Origin of the sequence: Prauserella cavernicola (genome assembly GCF_016595675.1) — a bacterium.
Taxonomy (GTDB): Bacteria; Actinomycetota; Actinomycetes; order Mycobacteriales; family Pseudonocardiaceae; genus Prauserella_A; species Prauserella_A cavernicola.
Map to the genome: position 1 here is coordinate 1 of NZ_JAENJH010000009.1, position 19,382 is coordinate 19,382.

Annotated in this window: 21 protein-coding genes and 1 rRNA gene; 18 read left to right on the top strand and 4 right to left on the bottom strand. The window is 71.7% G+C overall.

What is annotated here, in order from left to right; translation table 11 throughout:
• Nucleotides 1-2 precede the first annotated feature (2 nt).
• Nucleotides 3-119, top strand: a 5S ribosomal RNA gene (rrf, locus tag JHE00_RS27140).
• A gap of 119 nt (nt 120-238) precedes the next feature.
• On the opposite strand, the gene JHE00_RS35290 is transcribed toward rrf, so the two are convergent.
• Nucleotides 239-1,135 carry a hypothetical protein gene (locus JHE00_RS35290; RefSeq protein WP_230425057.1) on the bottom strand — a complete coding sequence of 299 codons (897 nt, stop codon included), beginning with the start codon at nt 1,133-1,135 and terminating at the stop codon, nt 239-241.
• Here JHE00_RS35290 and JHE00_RS35295 point away from each other — a divergent pair.
• The 9 genes from JHE00_RS35295 (at nt 1,073) to JHE00_RS27185 (ending at nt 9,529) form a co-directional block, all read left to right on the top strand.
• Complete coding sequence (locus JHE00_RS35295; protein WP_230425058.1) at nt 1,073-1,981, top strand: tetratricopeptide repeat protein; 909 nt, start codon at nt 1,073-1,075, stop codon at nt 1,979-1,981. The genes JHE00_RS35290 and JHE00_RS35295 overlap by 63 nt on opposite strands.
• A complete protein-coding gene (locus JHE00_RS27150; protein ID WP_307832137.1) occupies nt 1,974-2,972 on the top strand; it encodes an HAD-IIA family hydrolase in 999 nt (332 codons plus the stop codon). Before JHE00_RS35295 ends, JHE00_RS27150 begins: the two co-directional genes overlap by 8 nt.
• Nucleotides 2,973-3,013: 41 nt before the next feature.
• The gene (locus JHE00_RS27155; protein WP_200323390.1) at nt 3,014-3,232 is read left to right on the top strand and encodes a hypothetical protein; all 219 of its coding nucleotides are present in this window, start codon (nt 3,014-3,016) and stop codon (nt 3,230-3,232) included.
• A gap of 2 nt (nt 3,233-3,234) precedes the next feature.
• A complete protein-coding gene (locus JHE00_RS27160; RefSeq protein WP_200323392.1) occupies nt 3,235-4,050 on the top strand; it encodes a TlyA family RNA methyltransferase in 816 nt (271 codons plus the stop codon).
• The gene (locus JHE00_RS27165) at nt 4,047-4,994 is read left to right on the top strand and encodes an NAD kinase (protein ID WP_200323400.1); all 948 of its coding nucleotides are present in this window, start codon (nt 4,047-4,049) and stop codon (nt 4,992-4,994) included. Before JHE00_RS27160 ends, JHE00_RS27165 begins: the two co-directional genes overlap by 4 nt.
• A gap of 48 nt (nt 4,995-5,042) precedes the next feature.
• Nucleotides 5,043-6,860 carry a DNA repair protein RecN gene (gene recN, locus JHE00_RS27170; protein WP_200323410.1) on the top strand — a complete coding sequence of 606 codons (1,818 nt, stop codon included), beginning with the start codon at nt 5,043-5,045 and terminating at the stop codon, nt 6,858-6,860.
• 97 nt (nt 6,861-6,957) lie between these two features.
• A complete protein-coding gene (gene steA, locus JHE00_RS27175; RefSeq protein ID WP_200323412.1) occupies nt 6,958-8,142 on the top strand; it encodes a putative cytokinetic ring protein SteA in 1,185 nt (394 codons plus the stop codon).
• Complete coding sequence (locus JHE00_RS27180; protein WP_200323414.1) at nt 8,139-9,086, top strand: copper transporter; 948 nt, start codon at nt 8,139-8,141, stop codon at nt 9,084-9,086. The genes steA and JHE00_RS27180 overlap by 4 nt, the downstream gene beginning before the upstream one ends.
• 68 nt (nt 9,087-9,154) lie before the next feature.
• Nucleotides 9,155-9,529, top strand: a complete 375-nt coding sequence (locus tag JHE00_RS27185) for a hypothetical protein (RefSeq protein WP_200323416.1) — start codon at nt 9,155-9,157, stop codon at nt 9,527-9,529.
• Here the strand turns inward: JHE00_RS27185 and JHE00_RS27190 are convergent.
• Both JHE00_RS27190 and aroA read right to left on the bottom strand, forming a co-directional pair.
• The gene (locus tag JHE00_RS27190) at nt 9,505-10,002 is read right to left on the bottom strand and encodes an SRPBCC family protein (protein ID WP_200323418.1); all 498 of its coding nucleotides are present in this window, start codon (nt 10,000-10,002) and stop codon (nt 9,505-9,507) included. The genes JHE00_RS27185 and JHE00_RS27190 overlap by 25 nt on opposite strands.
• 37 nt (nt 10,003-10,039) lie before the next feature.
• The gene (gene aroA, locus JHE00_RS27195) at nt 10,040-11,314 is read right to left on the bottom strand and encodes a 3-phosphoshikimate 1-carboxyvinyltransferase (RefSeq protein ID WP_200323420.1); all 1,275 of its coding nucleotides are present in this window, start codon (nt 11,312-11,314) and stop codon (nt 10,040-10,042) included.
• Between the two features lie 84 nt (nt 11,315-11,398).
• Here aroA and pyrG point away from each other — a divergent pair, with 84 nt between their 5' ends.
• A complete protein-coding gene (gene pyrG / locus JHE00_RS27200; RefSeq protein WP_200323432.1) occupies nt 11,399-13,102 on the top strand; it encodes a CTP synthase in 1,704 nt (567 codons plus the stop codon).
• On the top strand, nt 13,099-13,725 hold the full coding sequence (locus tag JHE00_RS27205; protein ID WP_200323434.1) for an NUDIX domain-containing protein: 627 nt from the start codon (nt 13,099-13,101) through the stop codon (nt 13,723-13,725). The genes pyrG and JHE00_RS27205 overlap by 4 nt, the downstream gene beginning before the upstream one ends.
• A 2-nt stretch (nt 13,726-13,727) precedes the next feature.
• Here the strand turns inward: JHE00_RS27205 and JHE00_RS27210 are convergent, their stop codons facing one another.
• On the bottom strand, nt 13,728-14,210 hold the full coding sequence (locus tag JHE00_RS27210) for a DUF1707 domain-containing protein (RefSeq protein WP_200323436.1): 483 nt from the start codon (nt 14,208-14,210) through the stop codon (nt 13,728-13,730).
• A 47-nt stretch (nt 14,211-14,257) separates the two neighbouring features.
• On the opposite strand from JHE00_RS27210, the gene xerD reads away from it, so the two are divergent.
• The 6 genes from xerD to JHE00_RS27240 all read left to right on the top strand — a co-directional run bounded on the left by xerD (nt 14,258) and on the right by JHE00_RS27240 (nt 19,377).
• Nucleotides 14,258-15,193, top strand: a complete 936-nt coding sequence (gene xerD / locus JHE00_RS27215) for a site-specific tyrosine recombinase XerD (protein ID WP_200323438.1) — start codon at nt 14,258-14,260, stop codon at nt 15,191-15,193.
• Nucleotides 15,194-15,296: 103 nt separating this feature from the next.
• The gene (locus JHE00_RS27220; protein ID WP_230425059.1) at nt 15,297-16,262 is read left to right on the top strand and encodes a ParA family protein; all 966 of its coding nucleotides are present in this window, start codon (nt 15,297-15,299) and stop codon (nt 16,260-16,262) included.
• Nucleotides 16,259-16,744 carry a cobyrinic acid a,c-diamide synthase gene (locus JHE00_RS27225; RefSeq protein WP_200323440.1) on the top strand — a complete coding sequence of 162 codons (486 nt, stop codon included), beginning with the start codon at nt 16,259-16,261 and terminating at the stop codon, nt 16,742-16,744. The genes JHE00_RS27220 and JHE00_RS27225 overlap by 4 nt, the downstream gene beginning before the upstream one ends.
• Nucleotides 16,744-17,619, top strand: coding sequence for a segregation and condensation protein A (locus JHE00_RS27230; protein ID WP_200323449.1), 876 nt, complete (start codon nt 16,744-16,746; stop codon nt 17,617-17,619). Before JHE00_RS27225 ends, JHE00_RS27230 begins: the two co-directional genes overlap by 1 nt.
• A gap of 359 nt (nt 17,620-17,978) precedes the next feature.
• A complete protein-coding gene (gene scpB, locus JHE00_RS27235) occupies nt 17,979-18,647 on the top strand; it encodes an SMC-Scp complex subunit ScpB (RefSeq protein ID WP_372440505.1) in 669 nt (222 codons plus the stop codon).
• Nucleotides 18,637-19,377 carry a pseudouridine synthase gene (locus JHE00_RS27240; RefSeq protein ID WP_200323451.1) on the top strand — a complete coding sequence of 247 codons (741 nt, stop codon included), beginning with the start codon at nt 18,637-18,639 and terminating at the stop codon, nt 19,375-19,377. The genes scpB and JHE00_RS27240 overlap by 11 nt, the downstream gene beginning before the upstream one ends.
• The last annotated feature ends 5 nt before the right edge of the window (nt 19,378-19,382 follow it).

The following is a 19,382-nucleotide window of genomic DNA, read 5'->3' on the forward strand; positions in this document are numbered from 1 at the left end:
GTTTCGGTGGTTATAGCGGTGGGGTCACGCCCGGTCCCATTCCGAACCCGGAAGCTAAGCCCACCAGCGCCGATGGTACTGCACCCGAGGGGGTGTGGGAGAGTAGGACACCGCCGAACTTAACTTCTGGAGGCCCGTTAGGGTTGGTCTGATGGCCACCCTAACGGGCCTTTAGCATGTCTACGTTCGAGTGCAGTTTTCAGTAGGAGGACAAGTGTCCGAGTTCGGTCGGCGCGACTCACGGGACGACGGCGAGTCCGGTCGACCGCAACGCCGGAATGAGGGCAACCGCGGTTCGTACCGCAACGACCGCGAGGGACGTCCGAATCGCGGCGGCGGCCGCTTCGACGACCGGCGCGGTGGTTCGCGCGACAACGACCGCAGAGACGACCGTCCTCGCGGCAAGGATCAGCGCCCCTCCCGGGACCGCGACGACCGCAGCCGTGGTGGCGAGCGCCCTTACCGCGACCGCAACGACGACCGTAGCCGTGGTGACCGGACCTACCGCGGCGGCGACAAGCCGCGCGGCGACCGCCCCTATCGCGATCGCGACGACCGTAGTCGTGGTGACCGGCCGTACCGCGGCGGGGACGACAGGCGCGGCGGCGACCGTTCCTATCGCGGTGGCGATGACCGCGACCGTGGTGACCGTTCCTTCCGTGACGACCGTCCGCGCGGCGATCGGCCTTACCGGGGCGGCGACAAGTCCCGTGGCGACCGTCCCTACCGGAGTGGCGACGACCGGTCGTACCGCGGCGGCGATGACCGTGGCCGGCCGCGTGGCGAGCGTTCCTACCGCAGCGACGACAAACCCCAGGGCAAGCGTTCCTTCCAGGGCGGCGGCGACCGGTCCTTCCGCGACGATCGCAACCGTGGCGACAGGCCTTACCGGGGCGGCGACGATCGGCGTCGTGACGATCGCTCCTTCCGCGGTGACGACAAGCGTGGCGGCGACCGTCCCTACCGCGGTGGTGAGCGCTCCTTCCGCGGTGGCGACAAGCCTCGTGGGGACAAGCCCTACCGCAACGATGACAACCGCTCCCGCGACGAGCGGCCCTCTCGGGGTGGCGACTTGTACCGCGGCGAGCGTTCGAGCCAGGGTGGGGACAAGTCGCGTGGCGAGCGTTCCTTCCACGGCGGAGACAAGGCCCGTGGTGATCGTTCCGACCGGAGCGGAGACAACCGCGGCCGGGACTCCTACCGCGGTGGAGACGACAAGTCGCGCGGTGAGCGCTCCTTCCGCGACGACCGGCCGAAGCGGGACGCGCGGCCCGGCGACGAGCGCGGCGACGAGGCCGTCGCGCGCGAACTGCTCGAAGCGCCGGAGCTGCCCGAAGGCATCGAGTACTCCGACCTCGACCCCGACGCGCGTCGGGAGCTGCGGTCGTTGCCGAAGGCGCTCGCCGAGCGCATCGGCAGGCACCTGGTCGCCGCGGGCACACTGATCGACGAGGACCCCGAGACCGCGTTCGCGCACGCCAAGTACGCGAAGACGAAGGCGTCGCGCATCCCGATCGTGCGCGAGGCCGCCGGGCTCGCCGCCTACCACGCCGGCAAGTGGTCCGAGGCGCTCACGGAACTGCGCGCCGTGCGCAGGATGACCAGGACCGACGCCCACGTCGCCGTGATCGCCGACGCCGAGCGTGCACTCGGCCGTCCCGAGCGGGCACTCGACATCGCCAAGGAGACCGACGTCGCGAGCCTGCCGAAGGAGGTCGCCATCGAGCTGCGGATCGTCGCCGCCGGTGCGCGGCGTGACCTCGGTCAGCTCGACGCGGCCGTCGTGGCGCTGCAGGGCGACGACCTGGACCCCAAGAACCGGAAGCCGTGGAGCGCCCGGCTCTTCTACGCCTACGCAGACAACCTGGCCGCGGCCGGGCGCGAAGAGGAAGCCATCCGCTGGTTCCTGCACACCGCGGAGGCCGACAGCGAGGACGAGACGGACGCCGCCGAGCGTGCCGCGGAGCTGGCCGGTGACTGACGCGGCGCTGCTCGACCGGCACGACGCCGTTCTGCTCGATCTCGACGGCACCGTTTACCACGGCCCGCAGCCGATCCCGCACGCCGCCGAGGCCATCGCCTCGGCGCGCGAGCGCGGGACTCGGATCCGGTTCGTCACCAACAACGCCTCCAAAGCGCCTGACGCCGTCGCCGAGCACCTGCGCTCGCTCGGCGTCGCCGCCGACGTCGACGAGGTGCTGACGAGTGCCCAGGCCGCGGCCAGAGTGCTCCGCGAGCATCTGCCCGAGGGCGCGGTCGTACTCGTGGTGGGCGCGGGTGCGCTGGCCGCCGAGGTCGACGGCGGCGGCCTGCGTTCGGTGCGCAAGGCGGGCGACGACGTCGCGGCCGTCGTGCAGGGGCATTCGCCCAAGACCGGCTGGGCCGACCTCGCGGAGGCCTGCATCGCCATCCGCGGCGGCGCGCTGTGGGTCGCGAGTAACACCGACGCGACCCTGCCCACCGAACGGGGCCTGCTGCCGGGCAACGGATCCATGGTCGCCGCGCTGAAGGCGGCCACGGACCGCGAGCCGATCGTCGCGGGCAAGCCGCAACCGCCCCTGTTCCTGGCGGCGGCCGAATCGGCAGGCGCGACCAGCCCGCTGGTGGTCGGCGACCGACTGGACACCGACATCGCCGGAGCCGTCGCGGCCGAGGTCGACTCGCTCGTGGTGCTCACCGGGGTCGCGACGCCGGCGAGCCTGCTCGCGGCGATCCCCGCCGAGCGTCCCCGCTACCTGTCCGCCGACCTCACCGGACTCGACGGCAAGGCCGATGAGCTGGAGATCGGTCCCCGCCCCGGCTGGCGCGTGGAACCGGGCGATGCCGCACTCGTGGTCACCTCCGACGGCGGGCACGACTCGCTCGAGTTGCTGCGGACGCTGTGCGCCGCGGCGTGGCGGCACGAGATCACGGCGGTGCGCGAGGGTGACGACGCCTCGGCGGGCGCGCTCGCGGAGCTCGGCCTGACCTGACGCCTCCGCCGTTGCTCGGCCAGATCGGATAGCGTTGAGGGGTGCAGGAACAGACGAACCCCGTACCGCGGCCGGTTCCGGGCCCGCCTCCCGGCGTGCCGGGGCCCGCACGGCAGGACACGGACCCCAGGGCCGGTATCGAGGAGGCCATCGCCGGGCTCGACGAGCTCGACGCACTGCCCCCGGCCGAGCACGTCGAGCGTTTCGACGCGGTGCACACGGAGCTGGCCGTGGCGTTGTCCAGCATCGACAAGGTCTAGCGGTGCCTCGCAGGGCCCGCCTGGATGCCGAGCTCGTCCGCCGAGGGCTCGCCAGGTCACGGGAACACGCCAGCTCGCTCATCGGTGACGGCAAGGTGACCGTTCGCGGCATGGTCGCCCGCAAGGCCGCCACCAGCGTGGAAGCCGACGCCGCCATCGTCGTCAAGACCGCCGACGACCCCGGCTGGGCTTCGCGCGGAGCCCACAAGCTGCTCGGTGCGCTGGAAGCGTTCGAGCCGCAGGGGCTCTCGGTGAGTGGACGGCGCTGTCTCGACGCAGGCGCCTCCACCGGGGGATTCACCGACGTCCTGCTCCGCAAGGGCGCCCGGACCGTCGTCGCCGCCGACGTGGGGCGCGGACTGCTCGACTGGCGGCTGCAGACCGACGACCGCGTGGTCGTACTCGACAAGACCAACGTCCGCAGCCTCACGCCCGAGGTGATCGGCGGCCAGGTCGACGTCGTCGTCGCCGACCTCTCGTTCATCTCGCTGCGCCTTGTGCTGCCCGCGCTCGCCGCGTGCGCGGGTGAGGGCGCCGACCTGCTGCCGATGGTCAAACCGCAGTTCGAGGTCGGCAAGGAGCGCCTAGGCAGCGGTGGCGTGGTGCGCGACCCCGAGCTGCGCGCCGAAGCCGTGCTCGACGTGCTCGCCGAGGCACAGGGTCTCGGGCTGAGCGCCCGCGGCGTCGTGGCCAGCCCGCTGCCGGGCCCGTCGGGCAACGTCGAGTTCTTCGCGTGGCTGCGCCGCGCCGAAGCGGGGGAGACCACCGCCGAGCCCGCCGAGCTCGTCCGCACCGCCGTCCGGGAAGGGCCGTCGTGAACGCAGAACGCGAGCAGCGCGAGGTGCTCCTCGTCGTCCACCCAGACCGCGACACGACGCGAGGAGCGGCCAGAGAGGTCGCGGTGCGGCTCGCCGCGGCCGGGATCTGGCTGCGCGTCATCGACGAGGAGGTCCGCCGCCTCGTCGAACCCGAGGACGCCGACATGCCGTGCACGGTCGTCGCGCCGGAGGAGAACCCCGCCAAGGGCGTCGAGCTGGTGCTCGTGCTGGGCGGCGACGGGACGCTGCTGCGGGCCGCCGAACTCGCCAGGCCGGCCGGCGTGCCGGTGCTCGGCGTCAACCTCGGCCGCGTCGGGTTCCTCACCGAGGCCGACTCCGACGCCCTCGCCGACACCGTCGACCGCGTGGTGGCGGGCCGCTACCGCATCGAGGAACGGATGACCATCGACGTCGCCGTGACCCTCGACGGAAAGCCGATCGCCGAAACCTGGGCGCTCAACGAGGCGAGCGTGGAGAAGTCCTCCCGCGAGCGCATCCTCGACGCGCTCATCGAGGTCGACGGCAGGCCGGTGTCGTCGTTCGGCTGCGACGGCGTGCTGTGTTCCACGCCCACCGGCTCCACCGCGTACGCGTTCTCGGCGGGCGGCCCCGTGGTGTGGCCCGACGTCGAGGCGCTGCTGGTGGTGCCCAGCAACGCGCACGCGATGTTCTCCCGGCCGCTCGTGGTGTCGCGCTCGTCGGTGATCACCGTGCAGGTCGATCCCGACGGCTCGCCCGCTGTGCTCACGTGCGACGGGCTGCGGCACGTCGAGCTCGAGCCGGGAATGCGGGTGAGGGTCGTCGCTGGCTCGGTCCCGGTGCGGCTGGCCCACCTGTGGGACGGCCCGTTCACCGACCGGCTCGTGCACAAGTTCGCGCTGCCGGTGAAGAGCTGGCGCGAGCGCCACGATCGCCGGGGCAAGCGCGACGCCGAGTCGTTCTGATCGAGTCCGAGTCGCCCGGTTGTCGGTGGCGGCCGCTACGGTGGTGTCGTGCTGGCCGAGATGCGTATCCAGGGCCTCGGAGTCATCGAGGACGCCCTGCTCGAACTGCACCCGGGATTCACCGTGGTGACCGGTGAGACGGGTGCGGGCAAGACCATGGTCGTCACCGGGCTCCACCTGCTCTCGGGTGGTCGCGCGGAGGCGTCCAAGGTCAGGACCGGTGCGGGCAAGGCCACCGTCGAGGGCAGGTTCGAGAACGTCACCGCCGAGCAGGCGACGAGGATCGTCGCCGACGCCGGTGCCGATGTCGACGAGGACAGCAGCGTCATCGCGCTGCGGTCGGTGAGCCCCGACGGGCGCTCCCGTGCGCACCTCGGAGGGCGTTCCGTGCCGGTAGGGGTGCTCGCCGACCTGTCCGAGCAGATGCTGGCCGTGCACGGTCAGAACGACCAGCTGCGGCTGCTGCGGGCCGCCGAGCAGCGCGCCGTGATCGACCGGTTCGCCGGGGAGTCCGTCGCCGCTCCGCTCGCGGACTACCAGCGGGTGCGCGACGAGTGGATCGCCGTCGCCACGGAGCTGAGTGAGCGTTCCAGTCGTTCGCGCGAGCTCGCGCAACAGGCCGACATGCTGCGCCACGGGCTCACCGAGATCGAGGCCGTCGAACCCGCCCCCGGAGAGGACACCGACCTCACCCAGCAGGTGAAGCGCCTCGCCGCGGTCGACGAGCTGCGTGCCGCGGCGAGCGCGGCGAGCACAGCCGTGTCCGGCTCCGCCGAGGGCGACCCCGACGTCCCCGGTGCGCTCGGACTGCTCGCCGAGGCCAGGCGCAGGCTGGCGGGCTCCGAGGACACCGTGCTCACCGAACTGGAGCCGCGGATCGCCGAGGCCGCCGTGCTGCTGGGCGACATCGGCGCCGAACTCACCACCTACCTCGACTCGCTCGACGCCGACCCCGAGCGGCTCGAGCGGATACTGGCCAGGCAGGCCGAGCTGAAGAAGCTCACGCGCAAGTACGCGGCCGACGTCGACGGCGTGCTCGCGTGGGCGGACGACGCACGCCAGCGGCTGGAGACGATGGACACCTCCGACGAGGCGCTCGCGCAGCTCGCGGCCCGCAGGGACGAGCTGGCGAACGAGCTGTCCGGGCACGCCGCCACCGTCACCGCGGCGCGGATCGCGGCGGCCAAGGAACTGGCTGGCGAGATCACCGCCGAGCTGGCAGGCCTCGCGATGGGGCAGGCCGAGATCGAGATCACCGTGCGCAGCAGGCCCGCCGAGGCGGGCGATCCGCACGCGCTGCGCGTGGGTGGCGAGGAGGTGCACGCGGGCTCGGAGGGTGTCGACGAGGTCGAGCTGCTGCTCAAGGCCCACAACGGTGCTCCGCCCCTGCCCGTGCACAAGGCCGCGTCCGGTGGTGAGCTCTCGCGCGTCATGCTCGCCATCGAGGTGGTGCTCGCCCACGCCGACACGGTCGGCACCCTGGTCTTCGACGAGGTGGACGCCGGGGTCGGCGGCCGCGCGGCCGTGGAGATCGGCAGGCGGCTGGCGAAACTGGCGCGCAGCCACCAGGTCCTCGTGGTCACCCACCTGCCCCAGGTCGCCGCGTTCGCCGACCAGCATCTGGTGGTGGACAAGGGAACCTCCGGTGGCGTCACCCGCAGCGGCGTCCAAGTGCTCGCCCAGTCCGACCGCGTAGCGGAGCTGGCGCGGATGCTCGCCGGGCTCGACGGCACCGAAACGGGTCGCGCACACGCCGAAGAACTACTGAGCGCGGCCGAAACCTTTAAAAAGACACCCGAAACGGTGACAAAGGCGCGCTCGTCGCGCGGTGCGAAGAAGAAGTCCGGGGGCGCAAAGAAGTCCTGACCGTCCGCTGTGGATCACGACACAGTGCCCGGTAATTGCCGACAGCGTCCCGGAGTGTCGGCAGAGTTTTGGCGCGCCCGTTTGTCACTATCGGCTCATGAAACTCACCGGTCTGCTCGCACGAACCAAAGAGGCGTTGCCCGGCGTGAGTGGAGTCGCCAGGGTCGACCGACGCACGCGTGAGCTGCTGCGCAAGCTCGGGCCCGGTGAGATCGCCGTTCTGGACGAGGTGGACCTCGACCGCGCCACCGCCGACGCGCTCGTCGAGGCAGGGGTAGCCGCCGTCGTCAACGCGGCACCGTCCATTTCGGGCAGGTTCCCCAATCTGGGTCCGGAAATCCTTGTGGGCGAAGGAATCCCGCTGATCGACAACGTCGGCGGTGAGGTGATCCGGCGAATCAAGGACGGCAGCCGGGTGCGGGTGCACGAGGGCGTCGTCTACTCCGGTGAGAACCGGGTGGCCTCGGGCACCGTGCAGACCAGGGACAGCATCGCCGACCAGATGATCGAGGCCAAGGCGGGCATGTCCACCCAGCTCGAGGCGTTCTCGGCGAACACCATCGAGTTCCTGCGCCGCGAGCGCACGCTGATCCTTGACGGCGTCGGTGTTCCCGACCTGCGGATCTCCCTGCGCGACCGGCACGTGCTGGTCGTCGCGCCCGGCAACGGGCACGCCGAGGACCTGCGCGGGCTGAAGAAATATATCGCCGAGCACCGGCCGGTGCTGATCGGCGTGGATGCCGGCGCCGACACGCTGCGCGCCCACGGCTACACCCCCGACGTGGTCGTCGGCGACCCGAACGGGATCGAGGCCGACACGCTCAAGACCGGCGGTGAGGTCGTGGTGCCCGCGCAGCCCGACGGGCACGCTCCCGGAGTCCAGCGAATCCAGGACCTGGGCATCGGTGCGGTGACGTTCCCCGCCTCCGGTAATGCCGAGGACCTCGCACTGCTGCTGGCCGACACCCACGACGCAGGGCTGGTCGTGACGGTCGGATTCCAGGCCACGCTGCGGGAGTTCCTCGACCACGGCCGGTCCGGGTCGAACCCGTCCACCTTCCTCACGCGGCTCAAGCTCGGCACCAAGCTCGTCGACGGCAAGGCCGTGGCGACCCTGCACCGCGCCAGGGTGTCGCTCGGTGCCGTGGTGCTGCTGGTGCTCGCCGCGATCGTGGTCGTGATCGCGGCGCTGCTGGTGTCCGACGTCGGCAGCGTCTACCTCGACTGGGTTCGCGACACCTGGAACTCGTTCACAAGCTGGGTCAAGGGGCTCTTCACGTGATTTCTCTGCGGTACCACATCGTCTCGATCGCCGCGGCCTTCCTCGCCCTCGCGATCGGCGTCGTGCTCGGTTCGACCGCGCTGAACGGGTCGTTGCTGTCCGGGCTCGCCGACGAGCGGGGCGATCTGACCAAACAGGTCAGTGACCTGGAGTCGGAGCGCAACGCGCTCGACGCCAGGCTGGCCGACGCCGACGCCTTCGCGGGCTCGGTCGGCGGCAAGGTCGTCTCCGGCGCACTCGACAAGCGCTCGGTGGTGCTCGTGACCACCGCCGACGCCCGGCCGACGGACCGCGACGCGCTCAAGGAGCTGATCGGCAAGTCGGGTGCCTCGGTGACCGGCGAGGTGCAGCTGACCGACGCCTTCGCCGACCCGTCCAAGGCCGACCAGCTGCGTGAGGTCGTGACCAGGCTGCAGCCCGCCGGTGCCCAGTTCCCGACCGCGGGCGACCCCGGCACGCTCGCCGGTGCGCTGCTCGGTTCGGTGCTGATGCTGGACAAGGACTCCGCCGAGCCGCAGTCCTCCGGCGCCGAGCTGGCCGCCGCGATGGGCGGGCTCACCGACGGCGGTTTCATCAAGCCGAGCCAGGACGTGCGCCCCGGGCAGCTCGCGGTGGTGCTGACGGGCGGCAAGGCCGACGGCGACGGTGCGGGTGACCGCGCCGCGACGCTGGCGAGGATGGCCGCGCAGCTCGACCGCTCGGGCGCGGGCGTGGTGCTCGCGGGCGATCCGGCCTCGGCCGAGGGCGCCGGCGCGGTGGGCGTCGCGCGCTCCGACACGTCGATGACGTCCGTGCTGTCCACTGTGGACAACGTCGACAGCGCCGCGGGCCGCGTGGTGACGATTCTCGCGCTGCGCGAGCAGCTCGAGGGCAACTCCGGGCGCTACGGCGTCGCGGGCAACGCGCAGGGCCCGGCGCCGGGCGTCAACCAGGAAGGTCAGTGACCTCCGGCGACCATTTCCAAATCTGGTAACGTTCTCCCCGTCGGATTCTTGCGGGGAGGTGGGTCGGCATGGCGTCGGTGCGGATCGAGGGCGAGGACCTGGTCGTGCGGCTCGCTCCCTGGGAGCGGCTGTTCGCCGCGCACGGCGGCCTGAGCGTTCCCCTTGCCGCCGTGCTGGAGGTCTCGCCGCTCGACAGGCCGCTGGCCGCAGCGAGAGGCGGCAGGTGCGGGCTCGTCGTCAGCGGACTGCTCAAGATCGGCACGTGGGGCCTGGGGGCCGGAACGCGCCAGTTCGTGTGTGCGCGGCGCGGCGAGCACGGCCTGCGGATCCTGCTCGACCGGACCGCGCCCGGGGTGTGCCACGACGAGCTGATCGTGACCGTGCCCGACGCCGAGACCGCACGCGAGCTCGGCGGCCGTCAGAGCCCCGGTTCGGCCTCGTAGTAGGCCTTCTGCGCCGGGTAGTACTCGTCGAAGCCCGGCAGTGGCGTGTCGTCCACGGCGGCTACGAGCCGGTCGAGGTAGAACTCCCAGCCCGGACCGATCTCGCCGAGCCCGTCGAGAGAGTCAAGGTGGTGGGTGAACTGCAGCGCCGTCGTGCCCTCGTGCTCGGTGAGGTGCAGCTCCAGGCGCCACCCTCCGGACTCGTCGCTCATCGTCACGGCGAGGTGGTGTGGCGCGTCGCAGGCGTCGATGCGGACCTCCGCGGGCGGTTCGCCGTCCTCGGCGGTCAGGTGCACCCGGACGGTGGTGCCCGCGCCGCCCTCGCCCTCCCACGGTCCGAACCATCGTGCGGTCCGCTCCGGCTCGGTGACGCTCGCCCAGACCTCGGCGAGTGGATCCTTCAGCGCCCTGGTGAGCAGGAGGTCGTAGCCGCGCTCGGTGCGGATGAGTCTTCCGGTCGGTGGTGCGCTCATACCGTGCCTCCTCGGCAGGGACCCGGATGAGCGCAGATTACGCGGGATCGAGCAGCGCGTGCCAGGCCTCGACGAAGCCGGGGAAGGTCTTGCCGACCGTCGCGGGGTTCTCCACCTCGACGCCCGCGACCCGCAGTCCGAGCACCGCGCCCGCCATCACGAGCCGGTGGTCGTCGTAGGTGTGGAACACGCCCGCGTGCAGGGGGGCGGGCGTGATGCGCAGGCCGTCCTCGGTCTCGCTGACGTCTCCGCCGAGCGCGGTGAGCTCCGTGGCCAGCGCGGCCAGCCGGTCGGTCTCGTGCCCGCGCAGGTGCGCGACGCCGGAGATCTCCGACGGCGCGTCGGCGAAGCACAACAGCGCCGCGATCACCGGCGTCAGCTCACCGACTTCGTGCAGGTCGAACCGGGCGCCCGGCAGCCTGCCGGTGCCCGTCACCGTGAGCCCGGAGTCGTCGAGCGTCACCTCGGCGCCGAGCTCCCGCACCAGGCTGCGCAACCAGTCGCCGGGCTGGGTCGTCTCTCGCGGCCAGCCCGCGATGCGCACCGTGCCACCCGCCAGCAGCGGCGCGACCACGAACGGCGCGGCCGTGGACAGGTCCGGCTCGACGGTGTAGTCGGCCAACGACAGCGACGCGGGCGGGACGTGGAACCGGTCGCGATCGCGTTCCGGCGCGGCGCCGAACCGGCGCAGCATGTCCAGCGTCATCGCGATGTGCGGCTCGCTCGGGGCCGTGCCGACCAGCCGCACAGTGACGCCCGAACTGAACGCGGGCGCCGCCAGCAGCAGGGCGGAGAGGAACTGGCTCGACGCCGAGGAGTCCAGCTCCACCTCGCCGCCGGGCAGTCCGCCGCTGCCCCGGATCGTGAACGGAGGGGCGCCCCTGCCGTCGTCATCGAGGTCGGTGCCGAGTGCGCGCAGCGCCGTCAGCAGAGGGGCGACCGGGCGGCGGCGGATGGCGGCGTCGCCGTCGAAGTGGACGGTGCGCGCGCCGAGCGCGGCCAGAGCGGGCGTGAACCGGGCCACCGTGCCCGCGTTGCCCAGCGCGATCGACACCTCGCCCTCACCCGGCGTCAGCGGGTGCACCAGCACGCCGTCGGCGGTGTGCTCCGAGGTGGCCCCCAGTTCGGCCAGCGCGGCGAGCATGAGGCGGGCGTCGCGTGAGTCGAGGGGATCGCGCACGAGCGTCGGCTCGGCCGATAGCGCGGCGAGGACGTAGGCGCGATTGGTGATCGACTTCGAGCCCGGGACGCGGATCGTGGCATCGATCTTGTCCCCGGCAACCGGCGCTGTCCAGGAGTTTTGCTCGGGCACGTCACCACTGTGGCACAGGGGCCGCCACGCGGTGTGGGTGAGGCTCGCGCGCGTTCGCCGGGGGGTGGGATAAGGTGGAAGCCCGTGGGACTTCAGCCGCGGACAACCAAGTACGTCTTTGTCACCGGAGGCGTCGCCTCCTCTCTGGGTAAGGGGCTCACCGCCTCCAGCCTGGGTCAGCTCCTCACCTCTCGTGGGCTCCGGGTCACGATGCAGAAGCTCGACCCCTACCTCAACGTCGATCCAGGAACGATGAACCCGTTCCAGCACGGCGAGGTCTTCGTCACCGAGGACGGCGCCGAGACGGATCTCGACATCGGTCACTACGAGCGATTCCTCGACCGCGACCTGTCCGGGTCCGCGAACGTGACCACGGGACAGGTGTACTCCACCGTGATCGCCAAGGAGCGTCGCGGCGAGTACCTCGGTGACACCGTGCAGGTGATCCCGCACATCACCGACGAGATCAAGTCGCGCATCATGGCCGTCGCCGAGTCGGACGGCACCGGACTGCGCCCCGACGTGGTGATCACCGAGGTCGGCGGCACGGTCGGCGACATCGAGTCGCTGCCCTTCCTCGAGGCCTGCCGCCAGGTGCGCCACGACGTCGGCAGGGACAACTGCTTCTTCCTGCACGTGTCGCTCGTGCCCTACCTCGCGCCGTCCGGCGAGCTGAAGACCAAGCCCACGCAGCACTCCGTCGCCGCGCTGCGCAACATCGGCATCCAGCCCGACGCGCTGGTCTGCCGCGCCGACCGGGACCTCTCCGAGGACCTCAAGCGCAAGATCGGCCTGATGTGCGACGTGGACACCGAGGCCGTCATCGCCTGCCCGGACGCTCCGTCGATCTACGACATCCCGAAGGTGCTGCACGGCGAGGCGCTCGACGCCTACGTGGTGCGCAGGCTCGGCCTGCCCTTCCGCGACGTCGACTGGACCGTGTGGGGCGATCTGCTCGGCCGCGTGCACAACCCCACGGAGACGGTCCGGATCGCGCTGGTCGGCAAGTACGTCGACCTGCCGGACGCCTACCTGTCGGTGACCGAGGCGCTGCGCGCGGGCGGCTTCGCCCACCGGGCGAAGGTGGAGATCGTCTGGGTCGCCTCCGACGAGGCCACCACCCCGGCCGGTGCGGCCGCGGCGCTGTCCGGTGTGGACGGCGTGCTCGTGCCCGGTGGCTTCGGCGTGCGCGGCATCGAGGGCAAGATCGGCGTCATCAACTACGCCCGCACGCGCAAGATCCCCGTGCTGGGCCTGTGTCTGGGCCTGCAGTGCATGGTGATCGAGGCCGCGCGCAATCTCGCCGGTATCACCGACGCCAACTCCGCCGAGTTCGACGAGACCACCGCCAACCCCGTGATCTCCACGATGGCCGACCAGAAGGACGTCGTGGCCGGCGACCGCGACATGGGCGGCACCATGCGCCTCGGCGCCTACCCGGCCAAGCTGGTGGCGGGCTCCCAGGTGGCGGAGGCCTACGGCAGCCGCGAGGTCTCCGAGCGGCACCGGCACCGCTACGAGGTCAACAACGCCTACCGCAAGCGGCTCGCCGACGCGGGACTCGTGTTCTCCGGCCTCTCGCCCGACGACCGGCTCGTGGAGTTCGTGGAGCTGCCCAAGAAGGAGCACCCCTTCTTCGTCGGTACCCAGGCGCACCCCGAGCTCAAGAGCAGGCCGACGAGGCCGCATCCGCTGTTCGACGCGTTCGTGCGCGCGGTGGTGGCCTACCGCACCGCCGAGCGGCTGCCGGTGGAGCTGCCAGAGGCCTCGTCCGTGGGTGCGCGATGAGCGAGCCCGGCTCCCACGAGTTCACGGTGGCGTCCTCTGAGGACGTCCACATCGGACGTGTCGTCGGCCTGCGGGTGGACGAGATCGTGATGCCCGGTGGCGGCACCGCACGTCGTGAGGTGGTGGAGCACCTCGGCGCGGTGGCCGTGTGCGCGGTGGACGACGACGGCGCCGTGACGCTCGTGCACCAGTACCGGCATCCGCTGCGCGACCGGCTGTGGGAGCTGCCCGCGGGCCTGCTGGACACGGACGGCGAGGACCTGCTCGAGACGGCGAGCCGCGAGCTGGTCGAGGAGGCGGGCCTCGCGGCGCGGCGCTGGGACACGCTCGTGGACGTGGCCGCCTCGCCGGGCTTCACCGACGAGGTGGTGCGGGTGTTCCTCGCGCGTGAGCTGACCCCGGTGCCGCGCGAGGTCCACGGCGACGAGGAGGCGGACCTGGTGATCGCCAAGGTCCCGCTGACCGAGGCCGTGCGCATGGCGCTGGCGGGCGAGATCGTCAACGGCGCCACCGTGTCCGGGGTGCTCGCCGCGCAGGCGGTGCTCAGCGGGGCCGAGCAGTCGCGGCCCGCGGACGCGCCGTGGCGCGACCGGCCGACGTCGTTCGCCGCCCGGGCGCGCTGAGCTCACTCGCGCAGCGGGCGTCCCTGCGCGTCGGTGCCGCCGTTGATCAGCAACATGATGCCGTCGATCAGTGGCCAGACGGCGCCGACACCGAGCGTGAACAGCGTGACGAGCAGCTGGGCCACCGCCAGTTCGGTGTGCCCGGTGTAGAAACGGCCGGAGCCGAACGGGAGCACGATCTGGAGCAGGCCCGCGACGACGTAGGAACGTTCCGACGGCGCGGGCTCGATCACCGGCGGCGCAGGCGGGAGGTCGGGCCACGGCTGCAGCGGCGGCACCAGGAACACGGGCCGTGGCGCGGGAAGGTCGGCGAACAACGGCCGGATGTCGGCCCTGGTGTGTGCGGCCAGCGCCGTGGTGACGCGGTCCTCGTACTCCAGGGGTTGGAGCCTGCCCGCGGAGAGGTGGTCGCTGAGCAGGCGGCACGCTTCCTCGCGCTCAGCGGTGCCGATGCGCAGGATTTCCGGGTCGGAATCGCCCCGCATATTCCCACGTTACCGGAGGTTTCGGGCCGCGAGTCTACAGTGACCGCATGGTGACCGGGGGTCGTGCGCCGGTGGCCGGGGTGGTGCGCGCCTACCTCGACCACCTCGTCGTGGAGCGCGGAACCGCGCGCAACACCGTCGAGAGCTACACGCGCGACTTGCGGCGCTACGCGGCGCACCTGGACCGCGCCGGAGTCACCGATCTGGCCGCGGTCGGGCCCGAGCACATCACCGAGTTCGGGATGGCGCTGCGCGAGGGCGACGACGAGCACCGGCCGCTCGCCGCGTCGTCGGCGGCGCGGGCCCTCGTGGCCGTGCGGGGCCTGCACCGCTTCGCCCACGCCGACGGCATCACCGAGCAGAACCCGGCCCGCGACGTCAAGCCGCCCGCCCCGGCACGGCGGCTGCCCAAGGCGCTGCCGGTGCACGACGTGCTGCGGCTGCTCGACCTGCCCGCCACCGAGGGGGAGCGGCCGCTGCGCGACCGTGCGCTGCTGGAACTGCTCTACTCGAGCGGAGCCCGCATCTCCGAGGCCGTGGGGCTCGACCTCGACGACATCGACCACGACCAGCGCACGGTGCTGCTCGACGGCAAGGGCGGGCACCAGCGGCTGGTCCCCGTCGGCAGGCCCGCGCTCGAGGCGCTCGACGCCTATCTCGTGCGGGCCCGGCCCGCGCTCGCGAGCAGGGGCAGGGGCACAGCCGCGGTGTTCCTCAACGCGCGCGGCGGCAGGCTGTCGCGGCAGAGTGCGTGGCAGGTGCTCAAGACCAACGCAGAGCGGGCCGGGCTCGCGTCGACCGTCTCGCCGCACACACTGCGCCACTCCTTCGCGACGCACCTCATCGAAGGTGGCGCCGACGTGCGGGTGGTGCAGGAACTGCTGGGGCACGCGTCGGTCACGACCACGCAGGTTTACACTCTGATAACGGTGAATACTCTGCGTGAGGTTTACGCGACTGCCCATCCCCGGGCGTTCGGCTGACCGGCGGAAAGTACTCCGTTCGCGCCCGGCGAGCCGCTTTGGCCGTGATCTACGTGCCCGAATAGGCTGGCGCCGTCCATGGCCGAATAGGAGCTTTCGCCACATGTCGACATCCCAGCAACCGGCACGGCGCGTTCCAGACCATCTCAGCCAGGTGAGCATCGCGACCGAGACCGGCGGCGATAGTGGGGAGTACGACGTGACCGCGCCGGAGGAGCCGAACGGCAAGGACGCCAAGAACAAGCTCGGCCCGACCGGCCGTCCGCGCAGGGAGATCCCAGAGCCCCCGCTGCTGGACCGCCACGGGCCCGCCCAGATCGTCGCCATGTGCAACCAGAAGGGCGGCGTCGGCAAAACCACTTCCACGATCAACCTCGGCGCCGCGCTGGCCGAGTACGGCCGGCGCGTGCTGCTCGTGGACTTCGACCCTCAGGGTGCCCTGTCCGTGGGCCTCGGCATCCAGCCGCACGAGCTGGACCAGACGGTCTACAACGTGATCATGGAACGCTCCGTGGAGATCGAGGGCGTCGTCCGCAAGACCCGCGTCGAGAACGTGGACCTGCTGCCGAGCAACATCGACCTCTCGGCCGCCGAGGTGCAGCTGGTGGCCGAGGTGGGGCGTGAGCACACGTTGCTGAGGGTGCTGCGACCCGTGATGGACCAGTACGACTATGTTCTAGTCGACTGCCAGCCGTCGCTCGGGCTGCTCACCGTCAACGCGCTCACCGCGGCCGACGGCGTGATCATCCCGCTGGAGTGCGAGTTCTTCAGCCTGCGTGGCGTGGCGTTGCTGATCGACACCATCGAGAAGGTGCGCGAGCGGCTCAACCCCAAACTGGACATCACCGGGATTCTCGCCACCATGTTCGATCCGAGAACCCTGCATTCGAAGGAGGTCATGGCGCGCGTGGTGGAGGCATTCGGGGACACCGTGTTCGACACGGTGATCAACCGCACCGTGCGATTCCCGGAGACCACCGTGGCCGGCGAGCCGATCACTCGCTGGGCTCCGCGGTCGGCCGGTGCGGCGGCGTACCGCCAGCTGGCCCGTGAGGTGATCGCTCGGTGAGCAGGCGAGCTTCCCTGCCTGGCGCGTCCGAGCTCTTCCGCCGGACGAGCAGTCCGGTGTTCGCGGACAGCCCGGTCGTCGAGGAGCCCGCGGCGGCCCGCGACACCGAGACACCCGGGAACGGCAGTGGCAACGGCGCCGGCAACGGGACCGGCAACGCCGCCGGGCGCAGGTCCGCTGGCTCCGGTTCGGCGCCGGCGTCGAGCGAGCGGCAGCTGGCCCGCTCGGCCGCCGCGCGACGGGGCACCGGCAGGCAGAAACACGACTCCAAGATCACGGTCTACGTCTCCGGCGACGAGTTGCTGGCGATGGAGCACGCGCGCCTGACGCTGCGTGGCTCGCACGACCTCGCCGTCGACAGGGGCAGGCTCGTCCGCGAGGCGGTCGCCGTGCTGCTCGCCGACTTCGACCAGCACGGTGAGGACTCCGTACTGGTGCGCAGGCTGCGGGACGGCCAGCTCGGTGAGGAAGCCAGCAACTGATGAGCGAGGGGCCCGCGCCCCAGCCCGCCCCCGAGGTGCCCGACCCGGACACACCCGAGGACGGCGGTTCGGCGTCCCGGTTCAAGGTTCGCCTCGCCAACTTCGAGGGACCGTTCGACCTGCTGCTGCAGCTGATCTCGCAGCACCAGCTCGACGTCACCGAGGTGGCGTTGCACCGGGTCACCGACGACTTCATCGCCTACACCCGCACCCTGGGCGCGGAATGGGACCTGGACGAGGTCACGGAGTTCCTGGTCATCGCGGCCACCCTGCTCGACCTCAAGGCTGCGCGGTTGCTGCCCGCCGCCGACGTCGAGGACGAGGACGACCTGGCGCTGCTGGAGGCCAGGGACCTGCTGTTCGCGCGCGTGCTGCAGTACCGGGCGTACAAGCAGGTGGCGGCGTTGTTCGCCGAGCTCGAGGCCGGGGCGCTGCGGCGCTACCCGCGGTCGGTGTCGCTGGAGGAGCGCTACCTGGGGCTGCTGCCCGAGGTGATGCTCGGGGTGACGCCGGAGAAGTTCGCCGACCTCGCGCTGACGGTGTTCAAGCCGAAGCCGCCGCCGACCGTGTCGCTGGACCACATCCACGCCGGGAAGGTGTCGGTGCGCGAGCACGCGGCCGTGCTGCGGCTGCGGCTGGCCGAGACGGGGCTGGCGACCTTCAGCGAGCTGGTGTCCGACTGCGAGCACACCCTCGAGGTGGTCGCCCGGTTCCTGGCGTTGCTGGAGCTGTACCGGGAGTCGACGGTCCAGTTCGACCAGTCCGAGGCGCTCGCCGAGCTGCACGTGCGCTGGACCGGCGGGAGTGTCGACGAGGCGGCCGCCGAGGCGGAGCGTGACCGCGCCGTCGACGTGGAGGACGAGGAGTACGGGTGAGCGAGCCACACACCGAAGGCACCGGACCGACGGCCGGGATCGAGCCTGCCGACGAGCCGCAGGCCGCGTCGGCCGTCGAGGCACCGGACGACGAGGCGCCGAGCGAGCCTCGCGACGAGGCCGTCCAGGAGCCGGGCGGCGATGAGGTCGGTGTCGAGGAACCGGATGCTCTCGGCGACGGAAGCGCTCCGGCACTGGAGCCGGGCGACCCGGCCGAGGGTGCCGGGGAACCGGGTGCGCTCGGGGACGGCACGTCGCCGACCGGCCCGGCCGCGGAGGAACCGAGTATCGACGCCCTTGCTCCCGCCGAACGGGACGACCGGGCCGGAGGCGCCGAAACCACTCGGGAGCCCGCGCCGGTGGACCTCGACGACCTGACGGCCGTCGACGCGATGAGTGACAGTGACGACGTGCTCCCGGTGGACGCGGAACCGGCCGTGGACACCGACCTGGCCACCCTCGCCGCCGACCGGACGCTGCCCGACGTCGCGGCCTACGACACGCTCGTCTCGGCGCTCGAGGCGCTGCTGCTCGTGGTGGACACCCCGGTGGACGAAGAGGTGCTCGCCGGTGCCGTCGACCAGCCCGTCGACCGGGTCACCGAGACCCTGCGCTCCATGGCCGGTGACTACGCCGACCGCTCCAGCGGCATCGACCTGCGGCGCGTCGGCGAGGGCTGGCGGTTCTACACCCGCGACACCTACGCGCCGTTCGTCGAGAAGATGCTGCTCGACGGGCAGCGCTCCAAGCTGACGCGGGCGGCGCTGGAGACGCTGGCCGTGATCGCCTACCGTCAGCCGGTGACCCGCTCGCGCGTGGCCGCCGTCCGCGGGGTCAACGTCGACGGCGTGATCCGCACGCTGGTCACCCGTGGACTCATCGAGGAGTCCGGCACCGATCCCGAGACGGGTGGCACGCTGTACGTGACGACCGAACTGTTCCTGGAGCGGCTGGGCCTGTCGTCGCTGAACGACCTGCCCCCGATCGCTCCGCTGTTGCCCGAGGTGGACTCGATCGATGACATCTGACCAACCCCAAGGCGTGCGCCTGCAGAAGGTGCTCGCACAGGCGGGCGTGGCCTCGCGCCGCGCATCCGAGGACCTGATCGCACGGGGCCGGGTGAGCGTCGACGGCGAGGTCGTGCGCGAGCAGGGCCGCCGCGTGGATCCCGACAACGCCGTGATTCACGTCGACGGCCTGCGCGTGATCGTGCGGGACGACCTCGTGTACTTCGCGTTCAACAAGCCCAAGGGCGTGCACAGCACGATGACCGACGACCAGGGCAGGCCCTGCGTCGGCGACTACGTGCGTGAGCGGCGCGAGCGGCTCTTCCACGTCGGCAGGCTCGACGCCGAGACCGAGGGCCTGCTGCTGCTCACCAACGACGGTGACCTCGCACACCGGCTCATGCACCCCTCGTACCACGTGACCAAGACCTACCTCGCCGAAGTCGACGGCTCCGTGCCGCGCGGGCTCGGCAAGCGGCTGCGGGCCGGGGTAGAGCTCGAGGACGGCCCCGCGAAGGCCGACGAGTTCCGCGTCAAGGACGAGCGCCCCGGCCGCACGCTGGTCGAGGTCGTGCTGCACGAGGGACGCAAGCACATCGTGCGGCGTCTGCTGGCCGAGGTCGGCCACCCCGTGCGCAAGCTCGTGCGCACCGCGGTGGGCGACGTGCAGCTCGGCACGTCCAAACAGGGCGCGCTGCGCCCGCTCAACCGCGCCGAGGTCGGTGGTCTCTACCGCGCCGTCGGCCTCTGATCGGA

Coding starts and splice junctions, on each gene's coding strand:
- steA (WP_200323412.1), top strand. CDS start 6,958: ATGAAACTCACCGGTCTGCTCGCACGAACCAAAGAGGCGTTGCCCGGC.
- JHE00_RS27190 (WP_200323418.1), bottom strand. CDS start 10,002: ATGAGCGCACCACCGACCGGAAGACTCATCCGCACCGAGCGCGGCTAC.
- JHE00_RS27230 (WP_200323449.1), top strand. CDS start 16,744: ATGAGCGAGGGGCCCGCGCCCCAGCCCGCCCCCGAGGTGCCCGACCCG.
- JHE00_RS27205 (WP_200323434.1), top strand. CDS start 13,099: ATGAGCGAGCCCGGCTCCCACGAGTTCACGGTGGCGTCCTCTGAGGAC.
- JHE00_RS27210 (WP_200323436.1), bottom strand. CDS start 14,210: ATGCGGGGCGATTCCGACCCGGAAATCCTGCGCATCGGCACCGCTGAG.
- JHE00_RS27220 (WP_230425059.1), top strand. CDS start 15,297: ATGTCGACATCCCAGCAACCGGCACGGCGCGTTCCAGACCATCTCAGC.
- JHE00_RS27240 (WP_200323451.1), top strand. CDS start 18,637: ATGACATCTGACCAACCCCAAGGCGTGCGCCTGCAGAAGGTGCTCGCA.
- JHE00_RS27185 (WP_200323416.1), top strand. CDS start 9,155: ATGGCGTCGGTGCGGATCGAGGGCGAGGACCTGGTCGTGCGGCTCGCT.
- xerD (WP_200323438.1), top strand. CDS start 14,258: ATGGTGACCGGGGGTCGTGCGCCGGTGGCCGGGGTGGTGCGCGCCTAC.